At 40.8% G+C, this 23,346-nt stretch carries 17 protein-coding genes; 13 read left to right on the plus strand and 4 right to left on the minus strand.

The genetic code is table 11. The features are described 5' to 3' along the window. Positions 1 to 117: 117 nt before the first annotated feature. Together IQ226_RS20655 and IQ226_RS20660 are read right to left on the minus strand one after the other, a co-directional pair. Positions 118 to 1,188 (minus strand): Mrp/NBP35 family ATP-binding protein, encoded by a 1,071-nt coding sequence (locus tag IQ226_RS20655; RefSeq protein WP_193898514.1) that lies wholly within the window; start codon positions 1,186 to 1,188, stop codon positions 118 to 120. 509 nt (positions 1,189 to 1,697) lie between these two features. After that, entirely contained in the window at positions 1,698 to 2,345 is a 648-nt protein-coding gene (locus tag IQ226_RS20660) for an IS607 family transposase (protein ID WP_193898516.1), read from the minus strand. Between the two features lie 354 nt (positions 2,346 to 2,699). Here IQ226_RS20660 and IQ226_RS25685 point away from each other — a divergent pair, with 354 nt between their 5' ends. The 5 genes from IQ226_RS25685 (at position 2,700) to IQ226_RS20680 (ending at position 12,338) form a co-directional block, all read left to right on the plus strand. Beyond that, positions 2,700 to 2,834, plus strand: coding sequence for a hypothetical protein (locus tag IQ226_RS25685; RefSeq protein ID WP_255539990.1), 135 nt, complete (start codon positions 2,700 to 2,702; stop codon positions 2,832 to 2,834). A 51-nt stretch (positions 2,835 to 2,885) separates the two neighbouring features. After that, positions 2,886 to 4,340 carry a glycoside hydrolase 100 family protein gene (locus tag IQ226_RS20665; protein WP_193898518.1) on the plus strand — a complete coding sequence of 485 codons (1,455 nt, stop codon included), beginning with the start codon at positions 2,886 to 2,888 and terminating at the stop codon, positions 4,338 to 4,340. A 653-nt stretch (positions 4,341 to 4,993) separates the two neighbouring features. Further along, positions 4,994 to 10,246 (plus strand): GAF domain-containing protein, encoded by a 5,253-nt coding sequence (locus IQ226_RS20670; RefSeq protein WP_193898526.1) that lies wholly within the window; start codon positions 4,994 to 4,996, stop codon positions 10,244 to 10,246. A gap of 274 nt (positions 10,247 to 10,520) precedes the next feature. Continuing rightward, positions 10,521 to 11,858, plus strand: a complete 1,338-nt coding sequence (locus IQ226_RS20675; RefSeq protein ID WP_193898528.1) for a 16S rRNA (cytosine(967)-C(5))-methyltransferase — start codon at positions 10,521 to 10,523, stop codon at positions 11,856 to 11,858. Positions 11,859 to 11,915: 57 nt separating this feature from the next. Then, positions 11,916 to 12,338 (plus strand): TerB family tellurite resistance protein, encoded by a 423-nt coding sequence (locus IQ226_RS20680; protein ID WP_193898530.1) that lies wholly within the window; start codon positions 11,916 to 11,918, stop codon positions 12,336 to 12,338. A gap of 76 nt (positions 12,339 to 12,414) precedes the next feature. Here the strand turns inward: IQ226_RS20680 and psb35 are convergent, their stop codons facing one another. Further along, on the minus strand, positions 12,415 to 12,609 hold the full coding sequence (psb35, locus tag IQ226_RS20685) for a photosystem II assembly protein Psb35 (RefSeq protein WP_193898532.1): 195 nt from the start codon (positions 12,607 to 12,609) through the stop codon (positions 12,415 to 12,417). A gap of 178 nt (positions 12,610 to 12,787) precedes the next feature. Beyond that, on the minus strand, positions 12,788 to 15,103 hold the full coding sequence (locus tag IQ226_RS20690) for a transglycosylase domain-containing protein (protein WP_193898548.1): 2,316 nt from the start codon (positions 15,101 to 15,103) through the stop codon (positions 12,788 to 12,790). 394 nt (positions 15,104 to 15,497) lie between these two features. On the opposite strand from IQ226_RS20690, the gene IQ226_RS20695 reads away from it, so the two are divergent. From IQ226_RS20695 to IQ226_RS20730, 8 genes are all read left to right on the plus strand, one after another. Next, entirely contained in the window at positions 15,498 to 18,014 is a 2,517-nt protein-coding gene (locus IQ226_RS20695) for a tetratricopeptide repeat protein (RefSeq protein ID WP_193898534.1), read from the plus strand. A 201-nt stretch (positions 18,015 to 18,215) separates the two neighbouring features. Next, positions 18,216 to 18,512 (plus strand): DnaJ domain-containing protein, encoded by a 297-nt coding sequence (locus tag IQ226_RS20700; RefSeq protein WP_193898536.1) that lies wholly within the window; start codon positions 18,216 to 18,218, stop codon positions 18,510 to 18,512. Between the two features lie 78 nt (positions 18,513 to 18,590). Further along, complete coding sequence (locus IQ226_RS20705; RefSeq protein WP_193898538.1) at positions 18,591 to 19,349, plus strand: nucleotide exchange factor GrpE; 759 nt, start codon at positions 18,591 to 18,593, stop codon at positions 19,347 to 19,349. A gap of 293 nt (positions 19,350 to 19,642) precedes the next feature. Further along, a complete protein-coding gene (locus IQ226_RS20710) occupies positions 19,643 to 19,924 on the plus strand; it encodes a type II toxin-antitoxin system HicB family antitoxin (protein WP_039203329.1) in 282 nt (93 codons plus the stop codon). Then, the gene (locus IQ226_RS20715) at positions 19,924 to 20,109 is read left to right on the plus strand and encodes a type II toxin-antitoxin system HicA family toxin (protein WP_193898540.1); all 186 of its coding nucleotides are present in this window, start codon (positions 19,924 to 19,926) and stop codon (positions 20,107 to 20,109) included. Before IQ226_RS20710 ends, IQ226_RS20715 begins: the two co-directional genes overlap by 1 nt. 378 nt (positions 20,110 to 20,487) lie before the next feature. Beyond that, entirely contained in the window at positions 20,488 to 20,805 is a 318-nt protein-coding gene (locus IQ226_RS20720) for a hypothetical protein (protein WP_193898542.1), read from the plus strand. A 302-nt stretch (positions 20,806 to 21,107) separates the two neighbouring features. Then, positions 21,108 to 22,229, plus strand: a complete 1,122-nt coding sequence (locus IQ226_RS20725; RefSeq protein WP_193898544.1) for a hypothetical protein — start codon at positions 21,108 to 21,110, stop codon at positions 22,227 to 22,229. Positions 22,230 to 22,389: 160 nt separating this feature from the next. After that, positions 22,390 to 22,866: a Uma2 family endonuclease gene (locus tag IQ226_RS20730; protein ID WP_193898546.1), complete on the plus strand. Its 477-nt coding sequence runs from the start codon at positions 22,390 to 22,392 to the stop codon at positions 22,864 to 22,866. Positions 22,867 to 23,346: the final 480 nt, after the last annotated feature.

Below are 23,346 nucleotides of genomic sequence, written 5' to 3' on the forward strand. Positions count from 1 at the left end.
GGGGGTAGGGAGTAGGGGGGTAAGGGAGTAGGGGAGAAATTTTCTTCTTTCTTCTTTCTTCTTTCTTCTTCTGAACTCCTGACTCGGTGACTCCTGACTCGGTGACTCCTTTTTTACTTATGTCAACGCATTAACGGAAACTTTACCTGCTACAGTGAGAGCGATCGCCTTCAATGCTTGAGCAGCGGCTGAATTAGGTTCACCAATAACTATCGGCACACCACTATCACCCCCAATTCTGGTAGAAATTTCTAATGGTACACATCCTAACAGAGGAACTCCTAATTCTGCGGCTGTTTTTGAACCACCACCAGAACCAAAAATGTCATATTGCTTGTCCGGTTGATCTGGGGGAATAAAATAGCTCATATTTTCCACAATTCCCAAAACTGGAACATTTAACTGCTGGAACATCCGCAACCCCTTCCGGGAATCCAACAAAGCTACAGTTTGTGGTGTAGTCACAATCACTGCCCCTGCCATTGGTACAGATTGGGCTAAAGTTAATTGAGCATCTCCAGTTCCTGGGGGCATATCCACAATTAAATAATCCAGTTCTCCCCATTCCACTTGATAAAGAAACTGACGAATCACACCATTCAGCATCGGACCGCGCCAAATTACTGGCTGATCTCGATCAATCAAAAAGCCCATGGAAACAAGCTTGACACCATGATTAAAAGCTGGTTCAAGAATGTCCCCTGCCTCTGTAGACCGGACATTAATTTCTGCATCACCCAAACCCAACATAGTAGGATCATTGGGCCCATAAATATCTGCATCTAATAAACCCACCTTAGCGCCAGCTTGTGCTAAAGCAACGGCAATATTTACGGCTACTGTACTCTTACCAACGCCACCTTTACCACTAGAAACAGCAATAATATTTTTGATCCCAGGTACACCGTTGCGGTCTGGTAAGCTTTTTTGCTGGGGTGTTTCCGCTGTTACTTCTATACTCACATCTGTCACACCAGAGAGCTTTTTCACAGCTTTTTGACAATCTTCGACAATAAATTCCCGTAAAGGACAAGCCGGAGTGGTCAACACCAAAGTGAAACTAACCTTGCCACCATCAATTGTGACGTTGCGAATCATATTTAATTCTACCAGACTTTTGCGAAGTTCTGGATCTTCTACTGGTCGCAACACTTCTAGGACTGCGTGGGAATCTAGGACATCATACATAGTGTGTTTACCGTTGCCGCTGACTATAAAGCTTAAAAAATTTTCATTGACAGATACTAGAATCTTAGCTTTATTGGGGTAATTGTTTAGTTGTCAGTTCTGAGAAACCAGAAATAGTAGGGGCAAACCCCCCGTGGTTGCCCCCAATACCGGGGTAGGCACGGAGCCCGCATTTCTCACAAACAATGCGATTCCTAGGTCGCGCTATCTCTATTCCTTCGGAACGCTATGCGAACGAGACGCTACCGCGAACGCTATCGCAATCTATCTAATCCTTATAGAGAAACGGTTTCGGGCATTTTTCACGGAGTTGATTTTTGATGCAGTGTGAAAAACCAGAATCCAGATTTTATAAGGGTTTGAGGATTTTGGTGAGAAATCCGGGTTTACGGAAAGCTGTAACCTGTCCGTTATTTGGAATTAATGCGGTTTGGAAACACAGAAGCATTGTTTTCGACCTGACAATGTTTATTGATACTTTTCCAGTATATACCCATATCTATCCACTATCAACTGTTTTGGATAGATTCTTGGATAACTTTGGACACGTTGTCCAGTAGTTTTTTGTTCTTGTGACTTCGCGAACTATACAGTCTTGCTGAAAAAACAGTAATGAGTTCAATCATGTCTGTTACTAATTCTTGTTCAAAAGTGGTTTCTTCGATTGATTTATTGATAATGACAACTTCAGTTTCAAATTCTTCGCACATTGCAAATACAATCTCAGAACCAAACCTGAGAAGTCTATCCTTATGAGTCAGGACTAATCTACCTACATCACCTTGCATAATCCGTTTCAGTAGTTTTTGAAGACCTTTTTTATTGTAATTTAAACCACTACCTAAGTCAGATATAGTCTCAAACTGCCAACCATTACTTCCGCTAAAAGCTTCTAAAACCTTTATCTGCCTAGATAAATCATCTTTTTGGTCATGGCTAGAAACGCGGGCATAATTGATAGTTATGCGGTCTTCTAACTGATTAAAATCTCGCGGTGTAATTCGTTTAATATCTGTAAGAAAAAATCTTCTATGCCCTGATGGACTGCGTTCAAATCGCAATTTACCAGCATCAGCCCATCTACGAACAGTTTTTACTGACACACCAAGCTCTTTAGCAGCATCACCTATTGAAATAGTCACTTCTTGGTTTTGCATATAATTAACTCCCTTGCTTGACTAAGTTAATTATATGGACGTTCCGTCACATAAGGCTATTTATGGGTAGAAATTGCCGAACAGTTTAAAACCCCCAATTTTTTTAACTGTTGATATTGCATATTCTGAAAAAACGTTATAACTTGTTAAGTTGTAGGGGAATAATTTATTTTGTCATTGCAATAGCCAATTGCTAATCAAGTAGATATACTACATTTAGGTAGTTCTGCATACAGAAGAATCCTTGTTGCTAGAAATTTAAAAAACTGTTAAATACGATGCAGTTTACAATACCTTTGCCATTTTTTGTAAGTTGGTTTAAGCGACAGTGCAACCTGACGCATTTATTGGGTTATGGCTCTTAACCAACCTACGAATTCAGGCTTTTTTAAGTTGGGCAAAGGTATTGAGTTTAATTTTGGTATTTTTGAAGAAATTGATATTTGCTATTTCAAAGTTATGATGAAAGTAGCATTAGAAAATAATTAAAGGTACATCTACTCCCAACAAATCTACTATCTAAATGGAGTTAGTCCGGTAATGCAACTAAACAAATTAGAGACAAGTAAAAATATAGAAAATGAAGCATGGCAGTCCTTAGAGAATTCGATTCTCTACTACAAAGGTCAGCCAGTCGGTACTGTAGCGGCTTATGATTCATCCGTCGAAGCATTGAATTATGACCAATGTTTTATTCGAGATTTTGTTTCCTCGGCGTTAATTTTTCTGATTAAAGGCAGAACAGATATTGTCAAGAATTTCCTAGAAGAAACATTAAAGTTACAGCCGAAAGAAAAGGCTCTAGATGCCTATAAACCCGGTAGAGGTTTAATTCCAGCCAGTTTTAAAGTTGTTTCTGCCAATGGGGAAGAATTTCTAGAAGCTGATTTTGGTGAACACGCGATTGCTAGAGTCACACCTGTAGATTCTTGTTTATGGTGGTTAATTTTATTACGTGCTTATGTGGTTGCTATTAAAGATCCTTCCCTGGCTTATCAACCACAATTCCAAACAGGAATTAGGTTAATTATGGACATCTGTTTGGCCAATCGGTTTGATATGTACCCGACGCTATTAGTTCCTGATGGCGCTTGTATGATAGACAGACGCATGGGAATTTATGGCCATCCTTTAGAAATTCAAGTGCTGTTTTTTGCCGCTTTACGGGCCGCCAGAGAACTGCTAATTTGTAAAGGTAATGAGGATATTGTGGAAGCAATTGATAACCGCTTACCTTTATTATGTGGGCATATTCGTCAGCATTACTGGATAGATATTAATCGTCTGAATGCAATTTATCGTTTTAAGGGTGAGGAATACGGAAAAACGGCGGTTAATCTTTTCAATATTTATGCCGATTCTTTACCTTATTATGAGTTAGATAAATGGCTACCAAAAAAAGGTGGTTATTTTGCGGGAAATGTCGGACCATCACAAATGGATACTCGGTTCTTCACCCTGGGAAATTTGATGGCTGTAATTTCTGATCTCTCTACAGAGGAACAGTCCCAAGCAATTATGAATCTGATTGAAAAAAGATGGGATGATTTAGTCGGCGATATGCCTGTTAAAATCTGTTATCCGGCTTTACAAGGTGAAGAATATCGAGTTGTGACAGGATGTGACCCGAAAAATATACCTTGGTCATATCATAATGCTGGTAGCTGGCCTGTTTTAATGTGGATGTTAGCAGCAGCAGCAGTGAAAACCAAAAAACCACAGTTGGCAGAAAAAGCCATTGAAATTGCTAAAGTCAGATTATCGGCGGATGAATGGCCAGAATATTATGATGGGAAAAAAGGGAGGTTAATTGGTAAACAAGCTAGAAAGTATCAAACTTGGACAATTGCTGGTTATTTATTGGCTCAGGAACTTATTGATAATCCTGATTATTTACCATTAATTAGTTTTGATAAGTTACCTCCAGATGTGGTTTCTAGAGCTTGTGAATTTGAAGTTGGTAATATAGATATAGGACTCCGCTTTGATTCCTGATAGCGAGTGAGGTGACAGGTGACAGTTTCATCTATCTGTCATCCCCAAATTTTTAAGTTTATTAGAGCTAAAATGCTCCGTTTTGGTACTACCCCCTCAAAAACCTTGCACCTATTTTCCTTTTTATCAACCTCAAACCTTTGAGTCCTTAATTTTGTCCTACTCCAAGTTTGCGCAGCGTTTTGCAAATCCTACTGTGAGTGATACAATGGGAATATAGGAATCCGGTTTGATTCTGTGAATTTACTTGTGTGGTCAGGGAACAGGGAACTCTTAACAGGAAGAAAGACAGAATTAATACCTACTGAGTCTTGTATGGCTACGCCACGCAAGCTATCAAAAATCAAATAGGAGTCCTATAGTTATATTACCCACATTCCCCACTTCAAAATGTCACATACTTATATTTCATTTATATTTCAAAAAATATTACCGAATTAGGGTAGTTTTATTAAGTATTAATCTTGACTTTTCCTGGTGTGCGATAGCGAAGCGCGACCTAGGAATCGCTATCTGACCATTATTAGCCTCGGATTTGGAAAATTGAGGATATCCAGATAGTTGAAACTGTCACCTCCCCTCACAAACAACTTTTTCAGCAAACCCTACTTAGTTCACGCTTTCAAAATATCTCCATTCATGTCTACAGACGCATGTTAAACTTTTCTACCGGGCTGACCTCATCAGAATTGAACTCTGCCATTATCGGTAATCCGCTGATAGTTACACCGGAGACTACAGTAATGGCAGCGATCGCCCAAATGAGTCGCCTGCGAGGGATCTGTAGTACAACTAAAATAACTGATGGTCAACTGGATGAACTTGATCTAGATGCTAGATCAAGTTGCGTATTGGTAGTAGAACATGGGCGGTTGATAGGTATTTTGACAGAGCGAGACGTAGTATGTCTGATTGCCAATCAGTGTCATTTAGCAAACTTAATCATCAAGGAGGTAATGAACTCTCCAGTGGTGACTCTACAAGCATCTGCCTTTACTGATTTATTCACGGCAATTAATCTACTGCAACAGTACCACACTCGCCACATACCCGTTCTGGATGAGCAAGATCAGGTATTGGGGTTGGTAACTCATGAAAGTTTACGACAAACCTCTTGTTCCATAGACCTGTTACGGTTACGGACAGTCTCAGAGGTCATGACAAATCAGGTAATTTGTGCCGCACCAGATAGTTCCATGTTGGCGATCGCCCAACTCATGGCTCAAAACCGGGTAAGTTCGGTGATAATCGTGCAAAATAGCGATATTCAGGCTCAATCTCTACAAATTCCCGTGGGAATAATTACCCAGGCAGATATTGTCCAGTTTCAGGCATTAGATTTGAACCTAAAAACCTGTTTAGCTGATGCAGTGATGAGTACACCAATTTTCTCCGTCACGCCAGAGGATTCCCTGTGGGCAGTACAGCAGATCATGGAACAACACTTAGTCCGCCGATTAGCTGTCACGGGATCACAGGGAGAACTATTAGGAATTGTCACCCAAACTAATGTCTTACAAGCCCTGAAGCCTTTAGAATTATACAGACTGGCAGAAGCATTAAAAGAGAAAGTATTGCGGTTAGAAGCTGAGAAAATCAAGTTCCTAGAAACCCGTGCCATTGAACTAGAACAAGAAGTTGTCGCCCGGACAATCGCTATCCAAACTCAGATAGAAGCACAAAAACTGGTAGCAGCGATCGCTATCCAAATCCGCTCATCCTTGAGATTACAAACCATTCTGGAGACAACAGTTACCCAGGTGCGGTCATTATTGGGTTGCGATCGCGTGAGTATTTGGCGATTAAATAGCCATGGGGAAGCCACTACAGTTGTCGAGTCTACAAACTCCTCCCCATCTCTGATCGGAAGACAAACCAAAGATGCTTGTTTTTCACAAACCCAAGTGGAAATGTATCGCCAAGGAAAGATTCGCGTTGTCCCAGATATCTACACCGCCCCAATGTCAGACTGCCACCGGGATATGTTAATTCAACTGCAAACCCGGGCCAAAATTCTCGTACCGATTCTGTGTGATCAGGAAGTTTGGGGCTTTCTCAATGCCACCGAAAGCCAGCATCCCCGCGAGTGGCAAGAGTCAGAAGTGGAACTTTTGCAACAATTATCCGTACAACTAGCGATCGCTATCCAGCAATCCAGCAACCATGAACAGTTACAGGCGCAATTGATCGAACGCCAACAGGCAAAATTCCTACAAAAACTGGTAATAGGAACGGCATCTGTCACCGGAGAGGACTTTTTTCCGGCTTTAGTCCACCACATCACCGAAACCTTAAATGTCCAATATGCCCTAGTGACAAAATTGGTGGGTAATCAACTTCATACCTTGGGATTTTGGGCAAATGGAGCTTTACAGCCAGCAATTTCCTATGACTTAGCCCATACACCCTGCGAATACGCCCTCAGAGAGGGGGAATTTTACTGTCAAAGCCAAATTCAAGAACTTTTTCCCGATGATTTAGACTTGGTGACAATCCAGGCAGATAGTTATTTGGGTATTGCCTTAAAAGACGATCATGGTCATGCCATTGGCAACCTTTGTATTCTGGACGTAAAACCCTTACAGGAATCCGTACGCAGGGAAGCGATCGCCATCCTTAGGGTATTTGCAGCCAGAGCCGCCGCCGAATTGCAACGTCAAGTAGCCAATGACATTCTACATGACTTGAATCAAGACTTGGAAGCTAGAGTAGAGCAGCGCACCCAAGAACTACAAGTAAGAAAGTGTCAATTGCGGGAATCTCAACAGTTTATTCAAACGGTAATTGATACAATTCCTCTACCTCTGTTTTGGAAGAATTTAGCGTCGGTCTTCTTAGGATGCAATCAGCAGTTAGCCAACACCCTCAACTTGTCATCACCACAGGAGATTATTGGGAAAACTGATTTTGATCTTTCTCTGACACCAGACCAAGCAAACACCTATCGTGCCAGTGATCAACTAGTGATTGAATCAGGTGTAGCCCAATTAGGAATGGAAGAGATCTTCATTCTCCCCAGTGGTGAAACTCGATGGATCGAAGCCCACAAAGCTCCCATGCGAGATGAGTCCAATAATATTATTGGTGTGGTGGGGATGTTTCAAGATATCAGCGATCGCAAAAAAGCTGAAATTAACTTACAAAATAGTGAACTACGCTTTCGGCGGATGTTTGATTCTAATGTAGTGGGTATGTTATTTGCCGATTTTCAAGGGCAGGTAACTGGTGTCAACGATCGCTTCCTCAAGATGCTGGGTTACACCAGAGATGACTTCAATGCTGGGGCAATTGATTGGCTGGCGATGACTCCACCAGAATATCTACCCAGCGACTTTGCAGCTATGGGTTATCTCATCCAACATGGCTCCATTGATCCTTGGGAAAAGGAATACTACCGAAAAGATGGCAGTCGGCTTCCCATACTCATCGGAGCAGCACTTCTTCAAGACTCAGACAATCAAACCATCTGTGTAATCATAGATATTAGTGAACAGAAAGCCGCACTGCGTCAACGCCAAGAAGCTGAACTCGTCTTAGAACAGCAAGCAATACACAAGCAGTTGCTCTTCACTATTACCCAAGCAATTCGCCAATCCCTAGATATCAACGTCATTCTCAATACCACCGTCCAGGAAGTCAGAAGACTATTGGTAGTAGATCGGGTAGTGATTTACCGCTTTCAACCCGACTGGAGTGGTGAATTTGTCACCGAGGCTGTGGTTAACGGTTGGTCAAAACTCGTGGGTTCTGATATCAATTCTATATGGACAGATACTTATCTCCAGGAAACTCAAGGAGGTAGATTTAAAAATCACGAAACTTGGGCAGTTAATGATATTTATCAGGCTAATTTACAGCCCTGTCATATTCAGCTTTTGCAACAATTTCAGGCTAGAGCCTATGCAATTACATCTATTTTTGTGGGTGACTCCCTGTGGGGTTTGTTGGGAATGTACCAAAATAGTGAGCCTTATGCCTGGACAGCAGCGGAAATCGCATTATTAGAACAAATTGCTAGTCAGGTGGCGATCGCTATTTATCAGGCAAATTTATATGCACAAGCTCAATCAGAACTGATCATCCGCCAAAAGGCAGAAGCAGAAATCTTCCGGCAGTTAGAACAACAGCGCACTCTGGGGACAATTGTCCAAAAAGTGCGGGAGTCCCTAGATATCAAAGATATTCTATCCACAGTGACGGCTGATATCAAAGAATTACTCCAGAGCGATCGCGTCATCGTCTTCCAACTCTTTGCCGATGGTCAAAGTCAAATAGTTGAAGAAGCCGTTGCTAGTTCCTTAGTGTCACTCAAGGACCGCCATTGGCAAGATGAAGTATGGTCTCCAGAAATTCTCAATTACTACTGGCAAGGACAGCCCCGCATAGTCCCCGATGTCATGAAAGATATTTGGACAGATTGCCTGGGAAAATATTCCTGGGAGGGGCAAATCCAATCCAAAATTGTCGCCCCCATTTTACAAGAAGTCCGAGATGGAGACAACAATCGCTGGGTTGCCGCTGATAAAAACAACAGACTTTGGGGAGTTTTAGTCGTTCATGCTTGCCTAGAAAAACGAGTCTGGAAAGACTCCGAAGCCCAACTCCTCCAACAAATTGCCAACCAATTAGCGATCGCTATTCAGCAAGCTAATCTTTTCGACCAGTTACAAACAGAATTAGCCGAACGTCTGCAAGCAGAAGCAAAGCTTACCGAAATCAATCAAAAACTCGCCATCACCAACGAAGAATTATCCCGTGCTACCCGTCTCAAAGACGAATTCTTGGCCAACATGAGTCACGAACTCCGCACCCCCCTCAACGCCATTTTAGGACTCACTGAAGTGCTGCAAGACGATATCATCGGTACAGTCAATCAACGCCAACTCAAAGCCTTACAAACCATTGAACGTAGTGGTAATCATCTCCTAGAATTGATTAACGACATCCTCGATGTAGCCAAAATTGAAGCCGGACAGATCGAACTGGACTTAGCAGCAATTTCTGTCGGTCATCTGTGCCGATCCAGCGCAGCATTTATTCAACAACAAGCACTGAAGAAAAATATTCAGCTACATATCAATGTTGAAGACAATCTCCCTAACCTATTGGTAGATGAAAGACGGATTCGGCAAGTATTAATTAATCTGCTCAATAATGCGGTGAAATTTACTCCAGAAGGGGGACGCATTACCCTAGAAGTCAGCCAAGTTAACTTGAATATCAATAATCCTAGCCTCAAAATTGCCGTTACTGATACAGGCATCGGCATCGCTCCAGGAAATGTCCATAAACTATTTCAGCCCTTTAATCAAATAGATAGCGCCTTAAATCGCCAATATACAGGTACAGGATTAGGACTGGCATTGGTGAAGCGAATTGTCGAATTACATGGCGGTAGTGTGGGATTAACTAGTGAACTAGGTGTGGGTAGTTGCTTTACCATCGAACTACCCTGTTCTTCCTCATCAGAAATCATGGTCAATTATCAATCAACCACTGGTTCAACAATAGATACCCCAGAGGAGACGACAGTAGCAAACCAAGCCCCACTAATTTTACTGGCAGAAGATAACGAAGCCAATATTATTATGTTTTTTAGCTACCTCGCAGCTAGAGGCTATCGCGTCCTGGTAGCGAGGGATGGTCAAGAAGCCATTGACATGGCACAAACTCATCAGCCAAACTTGATTCTCATGGACATTCAAATGCCAAAAATGGATGGACTCGCAGCCATGAGACAGATTCGCCTCGATCCTACCTTAATTGATACACCGATAATTGCCCTCACAGCATTGGCCATGACAGGCGATCGCGATCGCACTCTAGAAGCAGGAGCAAATGATTATTTAACCAAACCAGTTAAACTGAAACAACTGGCTATCACTATCCAACAACTTTTAAACTAAATGTAGGTTGGGTTGACCCAGGGAAACCCAACATTATAGCCGTATACACTCTTTGTAAATTTTTGTAAATTGTAAAACCTGTAGGGGCGGGGTTTCCCCGCCCTCAATTACTGCCCCAAGTATGAGTCTCAAACCCTGATGATCTCGTTGAATCATAACTCCGTTCGCGTAGCGTCTCCGAAGGAGAAACTCCTAACACCGAACTCAGGTTCAATTGTATTGCTATAGCCTTAACTAAACAGGATGAAAATCCGCCGTATCACCCCCCCTTTCCATGACAAATCCCCGTCAACTAGCCTTTATTGCTCTTAAAGAAGTTCACAAAGGAGCTTACGCTGATGTTGCTTTAGACCGAGTGCTACAAAAGTTTAAGTTACCCGACAACGACCGCCGATTAATAACAGAATTAGTCTATGGTAGCGTCAGAAGACAACGCACCCTAGATGCGATCATTGACCAACTTGCTACCAAGAAAACCCCACAACCCAAAGACCTTCGCACAATTTTACATCTGGGTTTTTATCAACTGCGTTATCAAGAAAGAATTCCCGCTTCTGCGGCTGTAAATACCACCGTCGAATTAGCAAAAGAAAATGGTTTTCCTGGTTTAACTGGGTTTGTCAATGGTTTATTACGTCAATATCTCCGACTTGCAGAAAAGTCATCGGAACCGTTAAAATTACCAGAAAATCCGGTAGAAAGATTAGGAATTTTACACAGTTTTCCTAATTGGATTATTGAAGTTTGGTTATCACAATTGGGTTTTGAGGAAACAGAAAAACTCTGTAATTGGATGAATCAAACCCCGACCATTGATTTACGAGTAAATATCCTGCGCAGTTCTTTAGAAGAAGTAGAATCAGCTTTTGCATCTGCTGGTATTTTAGTGAAACCTCTTCCCCATTTACCCCAAGCTTTACGATTAATTGGTAATAACGGCGCAATTCAAAATTTACCTGGTTTTCATGAAGGTTGGTGGACTGTCCAAGATAGTAGCGCTCAATTAGTTGGTCATTTACTTGACCCTCAACTCGGTAATGTGGTGATTGATGTTTGTGCTGCACCAGGGGGGAAAACCACCCATATTGCTGAGTTAATGGCAGATAAAGGCAAAATTTGGGCTTGTGATCAAACTGCTTCCCGGTTACGCAAATTAAAAGAAAATGCCCAACGTCTAAATTTACAATCTATCGAAATTTGTTCAGGAGACAGCCGCAATTTACCGCAATTCTACCAAGTTGCTGACTGTGTATTGCTTGATGCTCCTTGTTCGGGTTTGGGAACTATGCACCGTCACGCTGATGCGCGTTGGCGACAAACACCGGCTTCTGTTCAAGAACTTTGCCAATTACAAAAAGAATTGCTATCACATAATGCAACTTTTGTCAAGACTGGCGGCGTTTTAGTTTATGCCACTTGTACACTGCATCCAGCGGAGAATGAACAGGTAATTTCGGAGTTTTTAGCCGCAAATCCCCATTGGCAAATTGAACCTCCTAGCTTTGATTTTGCCGATATTTCTCCCCCAGGGTGGTTGAAAGTTTGGCCTCACCAACAAGATATGGATGGTTTTTTTATGGTGCGCTTAAGAAAAACTAAGGATTCCGAGTGAATACCAATAGTGATTGTAAGATTTAATCAAAGCCCGAATCTACCAGAGGAGGCAGTGATGGTTAATAATTCTCATGTAAAAAACCTAGTAAAAATCCTGATTGGAGCAGCTTGGATTGATGGCAAAATCCAACCAGAAGAACGGCAATATCTGCGGGAAATAGCCCAAGTTAAAGGTTTAGCCAATGATCCAGAGATTAAACCTTGGTTGTATGAACTAGTGCCAGTCAAGCCAAATGAGTGTCATCAATGGGTCAAGGAGTATTTAGGCGATCGCCCAACCCAGGAAGATTACGAGGATTTAATTGAAGCTATCAGTGGCTTAATTTACAGTGATGGTGATGTAGCTGTTGAAGAAGCAAGACTCCTCTCCCAATTGGAGGAGTTAAGCAAGTCTATTGAAGCTAACCCCAGAATTCATACAACTTTGCTTAAACAAATTAAAAAGCTTTACCGTCGTTGGGTAGATGTACAGAATTAGAGCAGGGGGCAGGGGGGCAGGGGAAGATAAAGAACTTTTGCCTCTTGCCTCTTGTCTCTTGCCTCTTGCCTTTTACCTATTCCTTTTCTACCTTGGGGATAATGTCGGGGCGTTCCTTATTTTCCCAACCGGGGGGACGTTTGGAATTGTACCAGGCAATTGAACCAATGGTGACAGCAGCGACAAAACCCACTACATAAACCAAGGTGAAAGCTAGGGGAAAGTGATTTCCGGTATCTGGTACTTGGACTTGGAGCAATAAATAACTCATGACTATATTTGTCTAATGTAGATTACACTTCTTAACAAAGTATAAACTGAGTGAATCACTTACATCTACCCCAGGAAAAATCTTTGCTGTTTCTAGGGAATAGGTCATTGGGCATTGGGCATTGGTGAAAACTATTCTTCTTCCTCCTGACTCCTGACTCCTGACTCCTGACTTAACATCAATTATTTCCTGAAGAATCGGGTTTAAGTCTTTCTCTCCAGGAAGGTTGTGATGATGAAGATCCTCCAGAACTGTTGTTTTCAGAGGATGATCTAGAAGGTCGTGATTCTTCACTACGTCTGCGGCGGGAACGAGATGATTGAGAAGAGGAATTGCTATTGGATTCTTCACTACGTCTGCGGCGGCGACGGGTAGAATAAGAAGTATCATTATCCTCTTGACTATAGCGTCGTCTTCGTCTTCGCCGATTTTCTTCTGAATTTGAGGAATCCTCCGATTGATTGTATGTTCTTCTGCGTCTGCGTCTGGTTGAGGAATTAGAATTATCGGTGTTATCCTCATCTGATTTTTGATTATTATCATCAACCGACTTATGGATAAGTTTTTTCGGTTTGAGAGGTTGGGGTTTGATAGTACCTTGACGATTTTCTAAATTAGGTCGTGGGGGAAACTTTTCTACAGGCATTCCTTCTACGGCTTTTTCCATAAATTCGTGCCAAGCATAAGCCGCACTACCACTATTACCATAGGTAGGGGTGTTGTCATCATTCCCTAACCACACCCCAGTAACTAACTGAGGAATATAACCAATAAACCATAAATCACGGGATTCATCGGTAGTACCTGTTTTGCCAGCAACTTGTCTATCATCTAATTGAGCCGCAGCACCAGTGCCACTGGTGACAACATTTCTTAACATCCAAGTCATGATGGCACTACTGTCAGCATCTAGAACTTGTTTGGGTTTATATTTAGCCGCCCATATCACATCTCCTTCGCGGTTGAGGATGCGACGAATGCCATGAGCTTCTATATAATTGCCTTGGTTGGCGAATGTACCATAGGCGTTGGTTAGTTCCAGTAAGTTGACTTCGTTAGAACCAAGTGCTAAGGAGTAGTTAGGTTTGAGTTCTGACTTAATTCCCATGTCATGGGCAAGTTTAATGGTGGGTTCAAAACCTATTTCGATTAGGACTTTTACGGCAATTGTATTGATGGATTTGGTGAGCGCGTCTCTGATATTTAACCAACCGGAGAATTTGTCATGGGAGTTTTTCGGCTCATAACCATCTATTGATAAGGGTGCATCTAAATAACTATCATAGGGACTTTTGCCAGTAGCGATCGCTGTAGCATAGACGAAACCCTTAAAGGTTGATCCTGGTTGTCGTTGGGCTTGGGTGACACGATTAAACTGATTTTTACCAAAGTCTTTACCGCCGACCATGGCCTGAATTTCCCCACTCCCAGGCTCTATGGCCACCATAGCCGCTTGTTTAAAGTTTTGCCACCGGCCCTCATTTTTTAATATCTTGGCTACTGCGGCTTCTGCGGCTTTTTGCGAGGTTGGGTTTAAGGTTGTTTCTACTATTAGACCACCACTAGCCAAAACATCAGCGGCAATGTGCTTTGGCAATTCCTTTTGCACGTAGGTGGTAAAATAGGGAAAATCAACTTGTAACCGTTTGGGTAAACTGCTATTAACTGTTAATGCTTCCTCAGTCGCGGCTTGTTTTTCGGCTGGTGTAATGATGCCATCTTCGAGCATCCGTTGTAACACCAGATTGCGCCGTTCTGTAGCTGTTTTGGGGTTTTTGTCGGGGGCGTAGACGTTAGGTGCAGGAGCTAAACCAGCCAAGGTAGCCATTTCTGATAAAGTCAGTTGATCTACGGATTTACTAAAGTATACCCAAGCGGCATCTCCCACGCCATAGGCCCCAGAACCTAAGTATACGAGATTGAGATAACGTTCCAGAATTTGGTCTTTAGTCAATTCTTGCTCTATTTTTTGGGATAGTCGGACTTCTTTGAGTTTACGCCAGAAGGTTTTTTCTTGTTTGAGGAAGAGAATTCGCGCTACTTGTTGGGTGATGGTACTACCACCTTCTACCACATTTTGCGATCGCAAGTTATTGATAACTGCTCTGGCAATTCCCTGGAGATCAAATCCATTGTGTCGATTAAATCTTCTATCTTCTGAAGCAATAAAAGCTTTCTTTAAAGTATCTGGTATTTGCTCTATTTTCAGTTGCTCTCTTGTCGCTTCTCCCTGCTGTTGTAGCACACTACCATCAGCAGCTTTAATCGTCAGTGTTTGCTCTCGTACTAATGCTCTGAGTGCGGACTGATCTGGTAAATTTTTATCTATTTCTAAGAGGGTGTAATGGAAAGCAATGATCCCACTACTAACACCTAATCCTGCCCACAACCAAAAACGACGATAAAAAGGTTTATCGCTGCTGACTATTCTGGTCAAGATTCCAGATGATACCGCTGTCACCTGAGTTATTAACTGCTTTGCATTCACCTGCATTTTCGGTAGTAATTTTTCATTTGTGGACTTGTGATTTTGTTGATGATTACTCAATGGCAATAGCAGTTGCTCCTGTTTGGTTTGAGTGCAATATATTAGTGTTAATATAATATCCCATATAATACCCCATAAAATATTAACTGAATTCAGTGTGAATATATGTTTTCTGCATAGCCATATTATTGGTATTCATATTATTAATGACAATTAATTCATGCAATTATCGCATGAGAAAAGTCTGAGAGTTGGTAACATTATCAATAGATAATCCTTATTGAGAAAAATGCTTCTATCTTTTTTTACCATAAATCGGTACAATCTTTATATGGAAAGTAGTTGGAGCCACCCTTAACTATGAGGGTAAAAATCAAACAACAATTAGGAAGAAAGCCCAGTGGCTAAACATCAGTCTAAACAGCACTCACAATCACAGGTCTCTAGCACAGAGACAAAAGTTGCGGAAAACTCCTTCCCGAAGCAACTGCAAGAACTGCTGAACCAAAAAAAATATCGGCAAGCATTAGAAGAAATCAAGAAAAATCAGCGATTACACCCTAATATTGAATTTACACCCCCAGAATCAGAAATTTGGTTGCTACGGGGTCAGCAAGAATTTCAGAAACAAGATTTTAAACAGGCAGAAAAATCCTTTGCTCGCGCTCTAGAATTTGGTTTGGTGGGAGAAGTTCATTACTGGCAAGCTAAATGTTTACTGGAATTGAAGCAATTAGATGGGGCATTAAAATTACTCAGAAATGCTTTTGAGGCAGGTACTCTACCGAAAGACTACAGCATCTCTTACCTAAAACTCTTGTTCCTCAAAGGACATACCGCTACAGTTGAGCAATTAATTCAGGAACAATGTAAACGCTTTAGTGCTAATCAACTCCACTGGGTACGAGGTGTTCTGGCACTCAAAAATGGTCAACCAGAAACAGCTTTAACATCTTTTCAGAAAATTAAGCGAGCCGTCACCGATGGAGACTTGCCCATAGCTTGGATTGTTTATACTCAACAAGTCAGTGGTAATTGGGATGCTGCGGCCAGTCTTTTGGGGCTGAAATCACTTTCATATGGTCAACCAAAGTATTTGGAGCATCCAATTTTAGAGCGATTGGCGATTTTTCAACATGGAAGAACAGAACAAAAACCCTTCCAATTTATAAATTCACGAACAACAGTAGATAAAAACAGCCAACAGGCATTAGCGATATTGCGAATGTTGCAACTGATTGACCAAGGTAATCACCATGATGCCGCCCATCTGCTATTGAAGATGGAGCGACGTTCCCCACGCTTTCCAGAACTAGAAAGTCTCCGTCCACTGCTGCTTACCCTAGCCGGACAACAAGCACTGAATCAAGGAGAACCAAGTTGTGCTGAACTATTCTGGCAGCCTTTGTTGACAGAGCAACCCTTTAACCCCCAATTGGCAATCAATCTCTTAGAAGTTTTCGATGCTAATGATCATGATCAAGAACGTTCACGCCTGTTAACACGGTTTTTGAAGTGGTTAGAACAGGAAGCAAAACGAAACCCTCAAGAATGGCCTGCACAAAGATTGAAACTGACCCAAGCACATCTTCACTGCTGGATGGCAGATACTTACATAGCAATAGATCGTGAGCGGGCTGCTTTGGGATCTGTGCAACAAGCAGAACGAATCTGTCCCACATCACCAGAAGTGCTGGGACGTAAGGGATTAATTGAAGCAGGAGACGAAAATTATGATCAAGCGATCGCACTACTTACCCAAGCATTAGAAAATGGATGTCGGTATGAAGAAGTTTATATAATGTTGCTGCACTGTTGGAAGATACTAGATAACAAACAAGCATGCAATGAAGCTCGACGCAAATTTGGTAAGCATTTTGGCGACTTGAATCTTGAACCTGAAGTAGAAACATTGCCTTGGGTAGATGCGCTTTCCACGTTAAGTTATCCCTTATTTAGCCGTTTTGTGAAGACAGAAGATCCCACAAATCCGCCTATCCGTGCCTGTCAAATATTCGTGAATGCAGTCCAAAGTCCGCCCAATTCCGGTGGTCGGGTGTCATTGGACCAAAAAGCCGCGGTCGCAGCATGGGACAATCTCCTTTCAAGATTAGCAGATCAAGAACAAATTTCCGTATTGCAAGCGATCGCCCTTTCGATTCAACTCTTTGCCAAACGGGAAAAAGGCATCGCTGCTTTACTAAATCAGTATCAGCAAAAGTTAATCAACCTATCCATAGAATACCCAGAAGCTAGAGTTGCCAAGTTAGTTATCTTAGCCGTTAAAGAAAATAGTCCCAAAAAACTAGAACTTCCCGTGCGTTCTTACCTCGACACCATGCCCCAACCGGGCAACGCTCTGGCAAATATTCAACTTCAATCCCGCCGTTTTGGCGAAATTACAACCCTTGTACCGTTCCTAGATGAAGCACTCCGTCGAGAACCACAAAACCCTTTATTGCTATTAGCTAGAGCCACTACCTACCACGTTGATCACCCAAATTATGAACAATTAAAACAACAGGGATTTGAATTAGCCCGTCGCCTACAAGATGCCAAAGCCTTACAAGCATTTCGAGAAGAACAGGCATTTATTAATGATAGAGAAACTCAGAGCGCCATGCCAGATCCAGATGAATTTGACAATCTCGATATGTCAGATATGAGTGATTTATTAGAAGGGATGATTAAAAAATTATTTGGTAGTCAAATGTCTCCAGCGGAGTTTGAACGGATGCTTCCAGAACTCAAAAAAATGATGTTAAATAATATGCCTGATTTCTCAGATGATGAAGATGAAGATGAAGATGACGAAGACGAAGAATATGGAATAGATTTAGACTTTATCTTTAGAAATTCATCTCCATCTAAAAAACGCAAGGGTAGAAAAAAAGTGGGTTTTCAGGAATTGCTTTAAAAGTCAGATAAGTAGGTGAACACAATAAAACCAAACTGTGTACATAAACGTAAAATCGCCCAAACCCTCTTCACTCTTGCCTTTTGCCTTGCCATAACAACAATTTTCAACGCCAACCTACTTATCAAGAGTAATGAACCGCAGATAAACACAGATAAAGACTGATAGTTTAATTGATGTCATCTTAATTGGAAATTATTTATGGCTGATCACTACGAACGTTTAGGAATTTCACCAGGAGCAACCAGCACCCAAATTAAAGCGGCTTATCATGCCAAATTACGTGAATTCCCCGCGCATACTTATCCAGAAGAGTTTAAGGCAATTCGAGGAGCTTACGAGGCACTTCGCAAAGGAGAGACAAGTCAATCGGAGGAGTTCTTGAAATTGCGTCCCCTAGAAGCAGAATTGAATCCAGAAATATTAAAACAGTTGCGAGAAAAAGCCCTGGCGCAACTAGAAGTTAGCTTAGATGATCTAATTCGTGCGACATTTTAAATAATTCGTAATTTGTCATTCAAAGAATGTACAAAGCCAACAAATAACAACTGACCACTGACAACTGACTAATAACAAATGACAACTGACAAAGAAGCTTTATTTGCCAATTTTCTAGATTATTTACAATCAGAACAAGCACCTCCTGAATATTTAGGCGAACCACCATCATCTGCTCATGCTTTTGATCCCTATCAAATGGTGTCTGAATGGACTGCTTTGCGCCATGAAGTTAAGCAACAGGGTAAATTATTGCATTCTAGCCAAGATGCTCTGGTACAAGCATTGGCGGTAATTCGGACAGAGCAAGAACAGATGCCAATGCGTTTGGCAGAAAGTCAAAAACAGGCATCGGGAAAATTTGAGCGACAGCAGGAGAAACTGCTCAAAGATTTGCTGGGTGTTGTGGATGCTTTAGATCAGGCTTGTACTTACTGGCAAGAAGAATTAGAAACATTATCAACTACCTCAAATTCAAAACCATTAATACAAAAAGGCTTCTGGGCAAAGCTATTAGATTGGATTAATGGTAATTATACTGAATCTAGTGAGCCAAAGAAAATACTAATACCAGAATCATTAACGGAAATTTTCACCAGCAATCAGCAGGGAGTGGAGTTAATTAGGCGATCGCTTTTAGAAATCCTCAAACAACGCCGTGTTGTTCCCATTGTCGCCCAGGGCAAACCTTTTGACTCCCAGACAATGTATGCTGTGGGACGTGAATCAAGGGCAGATATCACAGAAAATACGGTAATACAGGAAGTAGTCCGGGGTTATTTATGGGGCGATAAAGTCTTGAGAGAAGCACAGGTGATTGTAGCGACACAAAAATAGATGAGTAACTTATTCAGCGCGGAATCATAGTTAAAATGCCCAAAACCCATACCTCATATTTGGTTGATCCTGTCAATGCGTAAGTCCTAAAAATTTTCGTGCCGCGATCGCTTGTGAAGGAAAATATAGATGCGATAGCGTACCCTACAGGAAGCAAGCTACGCAAAGCGTCCCGGCGGGAATTAGCGCAGCGCTCCGTCGGAATCGCCTCTCATCTCCAAAAAAAACTGGCCATCACAATTGCCTGTGTTTTATAATAGGAGAATTGTTTATTGCTTTAGGATACATAAATCATGCTTACCTATAAGGCAATGTATAAGTTTTTAGACAAGGGAGTTCATGGGGAGGTATTAGACTTTCCTGGAGCGATTTCTTGGGGAGAAGATTTATCTATAGTCCGTCGTTCTTTGGCGAGTGCATTAGTTGATATGGCAGAGGTTTATTTATCTCAGGGAGAATCTTTACCGTTGCCGAATGAACAATTAACGGAACCCGAAGCGGATTTAGAGGAACCAATTTATTTGATTTTCTCAGCAGCAAATCATGTTCAAGTTGTTCCTAGTTTTGTAGCTTAATGAAACGTCGAGATTTGTTACGTCACCTTAGTCAACATGGCTGTTATTTATTAAGAGAAGGAAGCGAACATTCTATTTGGGAAAATCCCCTTAACGGTCGTCGTACAGCAATTCCTCGTCATAGAGAGATTGTTGACTTTACCGCTTTTAGAATTTGTCATCAGTTGGAGATACCTGAACCTTAAATCGCCTCCTAAAACCAATAAAAATTAAATCGCCTCCTAAAACCAATAAAAAGCGATCCCTAGTCCTGAAAATCACAACTCACAGGAATAGCGATTCCTAGGTCGCGCTTCGCTATCGCCCGCAGCAAACATTTAACAGATAGATAATTGAAGCGATTCCTAGGTCGCGCTTCGCTATCGCCTGAAAATCACGACTCACAGTAATTGTGATCGCATACCGCAAAGCCTTTAGATGATAGATGATTTAGGCGATCGCACTTCATCAGAGAAAGTGATCAAAGTGATCGCACTTGACAATTAGCCAAAAATATAGTTACAGTGGTCGGACGAAATTAGTGATCGCACTGGAGGCAAAATTCAATGAATATTTGGAGTATCATGGCACAGAACTTAAAATCAAATAATGACGGACATACTGATGAAAAAACAGAAACTCCTTCTAGACCTATTTCTCACTCTAGTGTTAATGAAAGGAATATCTGGAAGCAAAATTTTGAACATAACTTAAAAAGCTATTTTGATAAAATTCCTAATCAAGATAAGGAAATTATTGAAAATCAATTTAAGAGGGTGTTTGAAAAGTCTAATTTATTACTTGCAAGGGCGACTAGAAGTCGCAGCTACACAGACGAAACCCACCTATTCCTTCGGTCCCGTAAGGGATACGTGGGTTCAAAAGCCTTGATTTTTCGTTAGTCCACGCAGGTGGACTTTGTTTGTGTAGTAGCGATTTCTAATCGCCGGAAACTTTTCAAACATCCTCTAAGCGATTCTATTACAAGGAAAGCTATTGGGATATATACAATAAAATTGCACTCAGTACACAGGGGTATAAATTTTATCGCCATATAGTTAAACTTCTTTATGATGACTATTTTTGGGGTGAGCGTCACTACAGTACCACTGGTTGGCAAAGTTATCTTTATTTCCCATTAACCTATACAGAAAATCCTATTTATTCTAGTGAATATCTTTGGAAAACTTTATTTGTATTGTCAATGGTTTCAGAGTATAGTGCCGAGGGAGAAACTATAAGCGATAATACCTATGACAGTTTAAGTAATCTATGTAAAGAACTTATAGGTAAAGTCATTAAAGAAAAATTTTTCCTTAACAGCAAATTAACAATTCCTCATGAAGTGAGAAATATAATGAGTGAATTGACTAAAATTAGTTATTATTCGGGTGGATACGAAAATCTTAATCTAAAATTAATGAATCGACTACTTGAAAGATTGCGATCTTATAATGAAAACTATATCTCAAGATTTCTCCATACATCAAATCTACAAAAAGACGCTCAAGGATATATAATGTCTGTTGATGGTTATCCCTTTAGTGAAATTATTTCATGCTTACCTTGTGGACTTAATATTGCTTTTTGTTCTTATATTAGATATATTTTCTATAGTATTTTTACGCAGATTCCTACACTAGAACAGTTGGAGATTCTCGAAGAATTGGGTTTGCAAGAACAATTTGAAAGCATTATGCGATCTATTTGGGAACTTTATAAAATAAAGATAGATAAAAAGATTGAAAAGCTGGCTAATAAATTTAAGTATAACGTTAAAACTATGGATGAAAGGTATAAGGAGCTATATGATTTAGCTTATTATGAAGTGTATGGCAGAAGAAGCTATTATGAAGGAATATTTCGGAGCTTTTATACGGAGAAAACACTCAAAAATACAACTTATGAATCTGCATTTAAAACCAAAAAGCTCAGCATAGAGAATCAACTCAGTGAATTTGAGACAATTGAAAAAAGTATAGATGAATTAAGAAAATTTCGTCCATTTACTTCTATTAATATTTCCATTCCCCATAGTTTAATTAGAGACTCTGATTTGCAAAAATTATTAGAAGAAAAAACATATTCTATAGATAACGATTCTAATTCTGATCGATATCATCTAACTTTAACATTCAAGTCAGATCGAGAGTTATCTCAAAAATTGTGTTCTCATTTAATACAAAATACTTATAGGCAAAAAGATGAATTATCTAAAATGTACTCAATAGTTAAGAAGATGCAACAAGAGATTGACGATTTATTCGGATTAGAAAATTGTGGAATAGTGCAGTTACCCATATTGATTGTGCAAAACCTCAACTAAGTGCGATCGCCTTTAGAAGATAGATTGTTGGTGCGATCGCCTATAAAACAGGGCTTACAATACTAGCGATCAGGGGGTAAGGTTAGGTTGAGGCGATCGCAATCAAGCCTTATAGTGACAAGTGAGTTATTATTATATTGATTGCTTTAGGTAATTGATTATGAAATGGGAAGAAGTTTGTGAGAATAAACAGCTACAAGATTTACCCTTCAAAATTGAATTAAATAAGTGGGGGCAAATCGTAATGAGTCCAGTCAAAATCAAACATTCTTTTCACCAAGGAAGACTCCAACGTTTATTGGAGTCTTTGTTGAGTAATGGGGAAGTGATGCCAGAATGTGCGATCGATACAACAGACGGCGTTAAAGTTGCCGATGTTGTCTGGTGTTCTGCGGAAAGATTTGACAAAATCCAAGATGAAGTATCAGCATCTATTGCTCCAGAAATTTGTATAGAAGTTAAATCTATTGGGAATACTTTGGGTGAAATGGAATTCAAGAAAAAGTTGTATTTTGAAGCCCAAGCCCTTGAGGTATGGCTATGTAATGAAAAAGGTGAAATAAGATTTTATAATGAGCAAGGGGAATTAGAGCAATCTTTGTTAGTTCCTGATTTTCCGAAGCAAATTAAACGATAATTATATTTATTGTGTTTGATGGGATAGGATTGAGGCGATCACTACTTGTAGAGATTGATGTTCGTCTTTACGAAACGGATTGTTGACGCGATCGCCTAGAAATCACAACTTACATTAATAGCGATCGCCCGCAGCAAATATTTAACAGATAGATAATTGAAGCGATTCCTAGGTCGCGCAACGCTTACGCCTGAAAATCACGACTCACAGGAATAGCGATTACTAGGTCGCAGTTCGCTGTCCCATTCCCGATACCCAAAATTTATTTATCTAAACTTGAACTAACGGCTGATTGTTTATAGATGAACGAGGTTGAATCGTATTTTGAATTTCTTCTCCCGCTAACTCTTCAGCGTAACCGTTCAGGGGGGTAGAAGAGCGATCGTTAAAAAATTACCTCCAAAATGTGATAAATTAAGTGACATGGAACTAAATCGCGTCAATCACTTAGAACAGATACCTCCAGAAGATTGGGGTAAG

Source organism: Dolichospermum sp. LEGE 00240 (genome assembly GCF_015207875.1).
GTDB classification, from domain to species: domain Bacteria; phylum Cyanobacteriota; class Cyanobacteriia; order Cyanobacteriales; family Nostocaceae; genus Dolichospermum; species Dolichospermum gracile.

What these genes read in the sequence shown, in the direction of transcription:
- IQ226_RS25685 (WP_255539990.1), top strand. Translation starts at nt 2,700, where the DNA reads ATGGCTCTTAACCAACCTACGAATTCAGGCTTTTTTAAGTTGGGCAAA.
- IQ226_RS20655 (WP_193898514.1), bottom strand. Translation starts at nt 1,188, where the DNA reads ATGTATGATGTCCTAGATTCCCACGCAGTCCTAGAAGTGTTGCGACCA.
- IQ226_RS20720 (WP_193898542.1), top strand. Translation starts at nt 20,488, where the DNA reads ATGGCACAGAACTTAAAATCAAATAATGACGGACATACTGATGAAAAA.
- IQ226_RS20680 (WP_193898530.1), top strand. Translation starts at nt 11,916, where the DNA reads ATGGTTAATAATTCTCATGTAAAAAACCTAGTAAAAATCCTGATTGGA.
- IQ226_RS20690 (WP_193898548.1), bottom strand. Translation starts at nt 15,103, where the DNA reads ATGCAGGTGAATGCAAAGCAGTTAATAACTCAGGTGACAGCGGTATCA.
- IQ226_RS20660 (WP_193898516.1), bottom strand. Translation starts at nt 2,345, where the DNA reads ATGCAAAACCAAGAAGTGACTATTTCAATAGGTGATGCTGCTAAAGAG.
- IQ226_RS20715 (WP_193898540.1), top strand. Translation starts at nt 19,924, where the DNA reads ATGAAACGTCGAGATTTGTTACGTCACCTTAGTCAACATGGCTGTTAT.
- IQ226_RS20700 (WP_193898536.1), top strand. Translation starts at nt 18,216, where the DNA reads ATGGCTGATCACTACGAACGTTTAGGAATTTCACCAGGAGCAACCAGC.
- IQ226_RS20730 (WP_193898546.1), top strand. Translation starts at nt 22,390, where the DNA reads ATGAAATGGGAAGAAGTTTGTGAGAATAAACAGCTACAAGATTTACCC.
- IQ226_RS20665 (WP_193898518.1), top strand. Translation starts at nt 2,886, where the DNA reads ATGCAACTAAACAAATTAGAGACAAGTAAAAATATAGAAAATGAAGCA.
- IQ226_RS20705 (WP_193898538.1), top strand. Translation starts at nt 18,591, where the DNA reads ATGACAACTGACAAAGAAGCTTTATTTGCCAATTTTCTAGATTATTTA.
- IQ226_RS20710 (WP_039203329.1), top strand. Translation starts at nt 19,643, where the DNA reads ATGCTTACCTATAAGGCAATGTATAAGTTTTTAGACAAGGGAGTTCAT.
- IQ226_RS20675 (WP_193898528.1), top strand. Translation starts at nt 10,521, where the DNA reads ATGACAAATCCCCGTCAACTAGCCTTTATTGCTCTTAAAGAAGTTCAC.
- psb35 (WP_193898532.1), bottom strand. Translation starts at nt 12,609, where the DNA reads ATGAGTTATTTATTGCTCCAAGTCCAAGTACCAGATACCGGAAATCAC.
- IQ226_RS20725 (WP_193898544.1), top strand. Translation starts at nt 21,108, where the DNA reads ATGGTTTCAGAGTATAGTGCCGAGGGAGAAACTATAAGCGATAATACC.
- IQ226_RS20670 (WP_193898526.1), top strand. Translation starts at nt 4,994, where the DNA reads ATGTTAAACTTTTCTACCGGGCTGACCTCATCAGAATTGAACTCTGCC.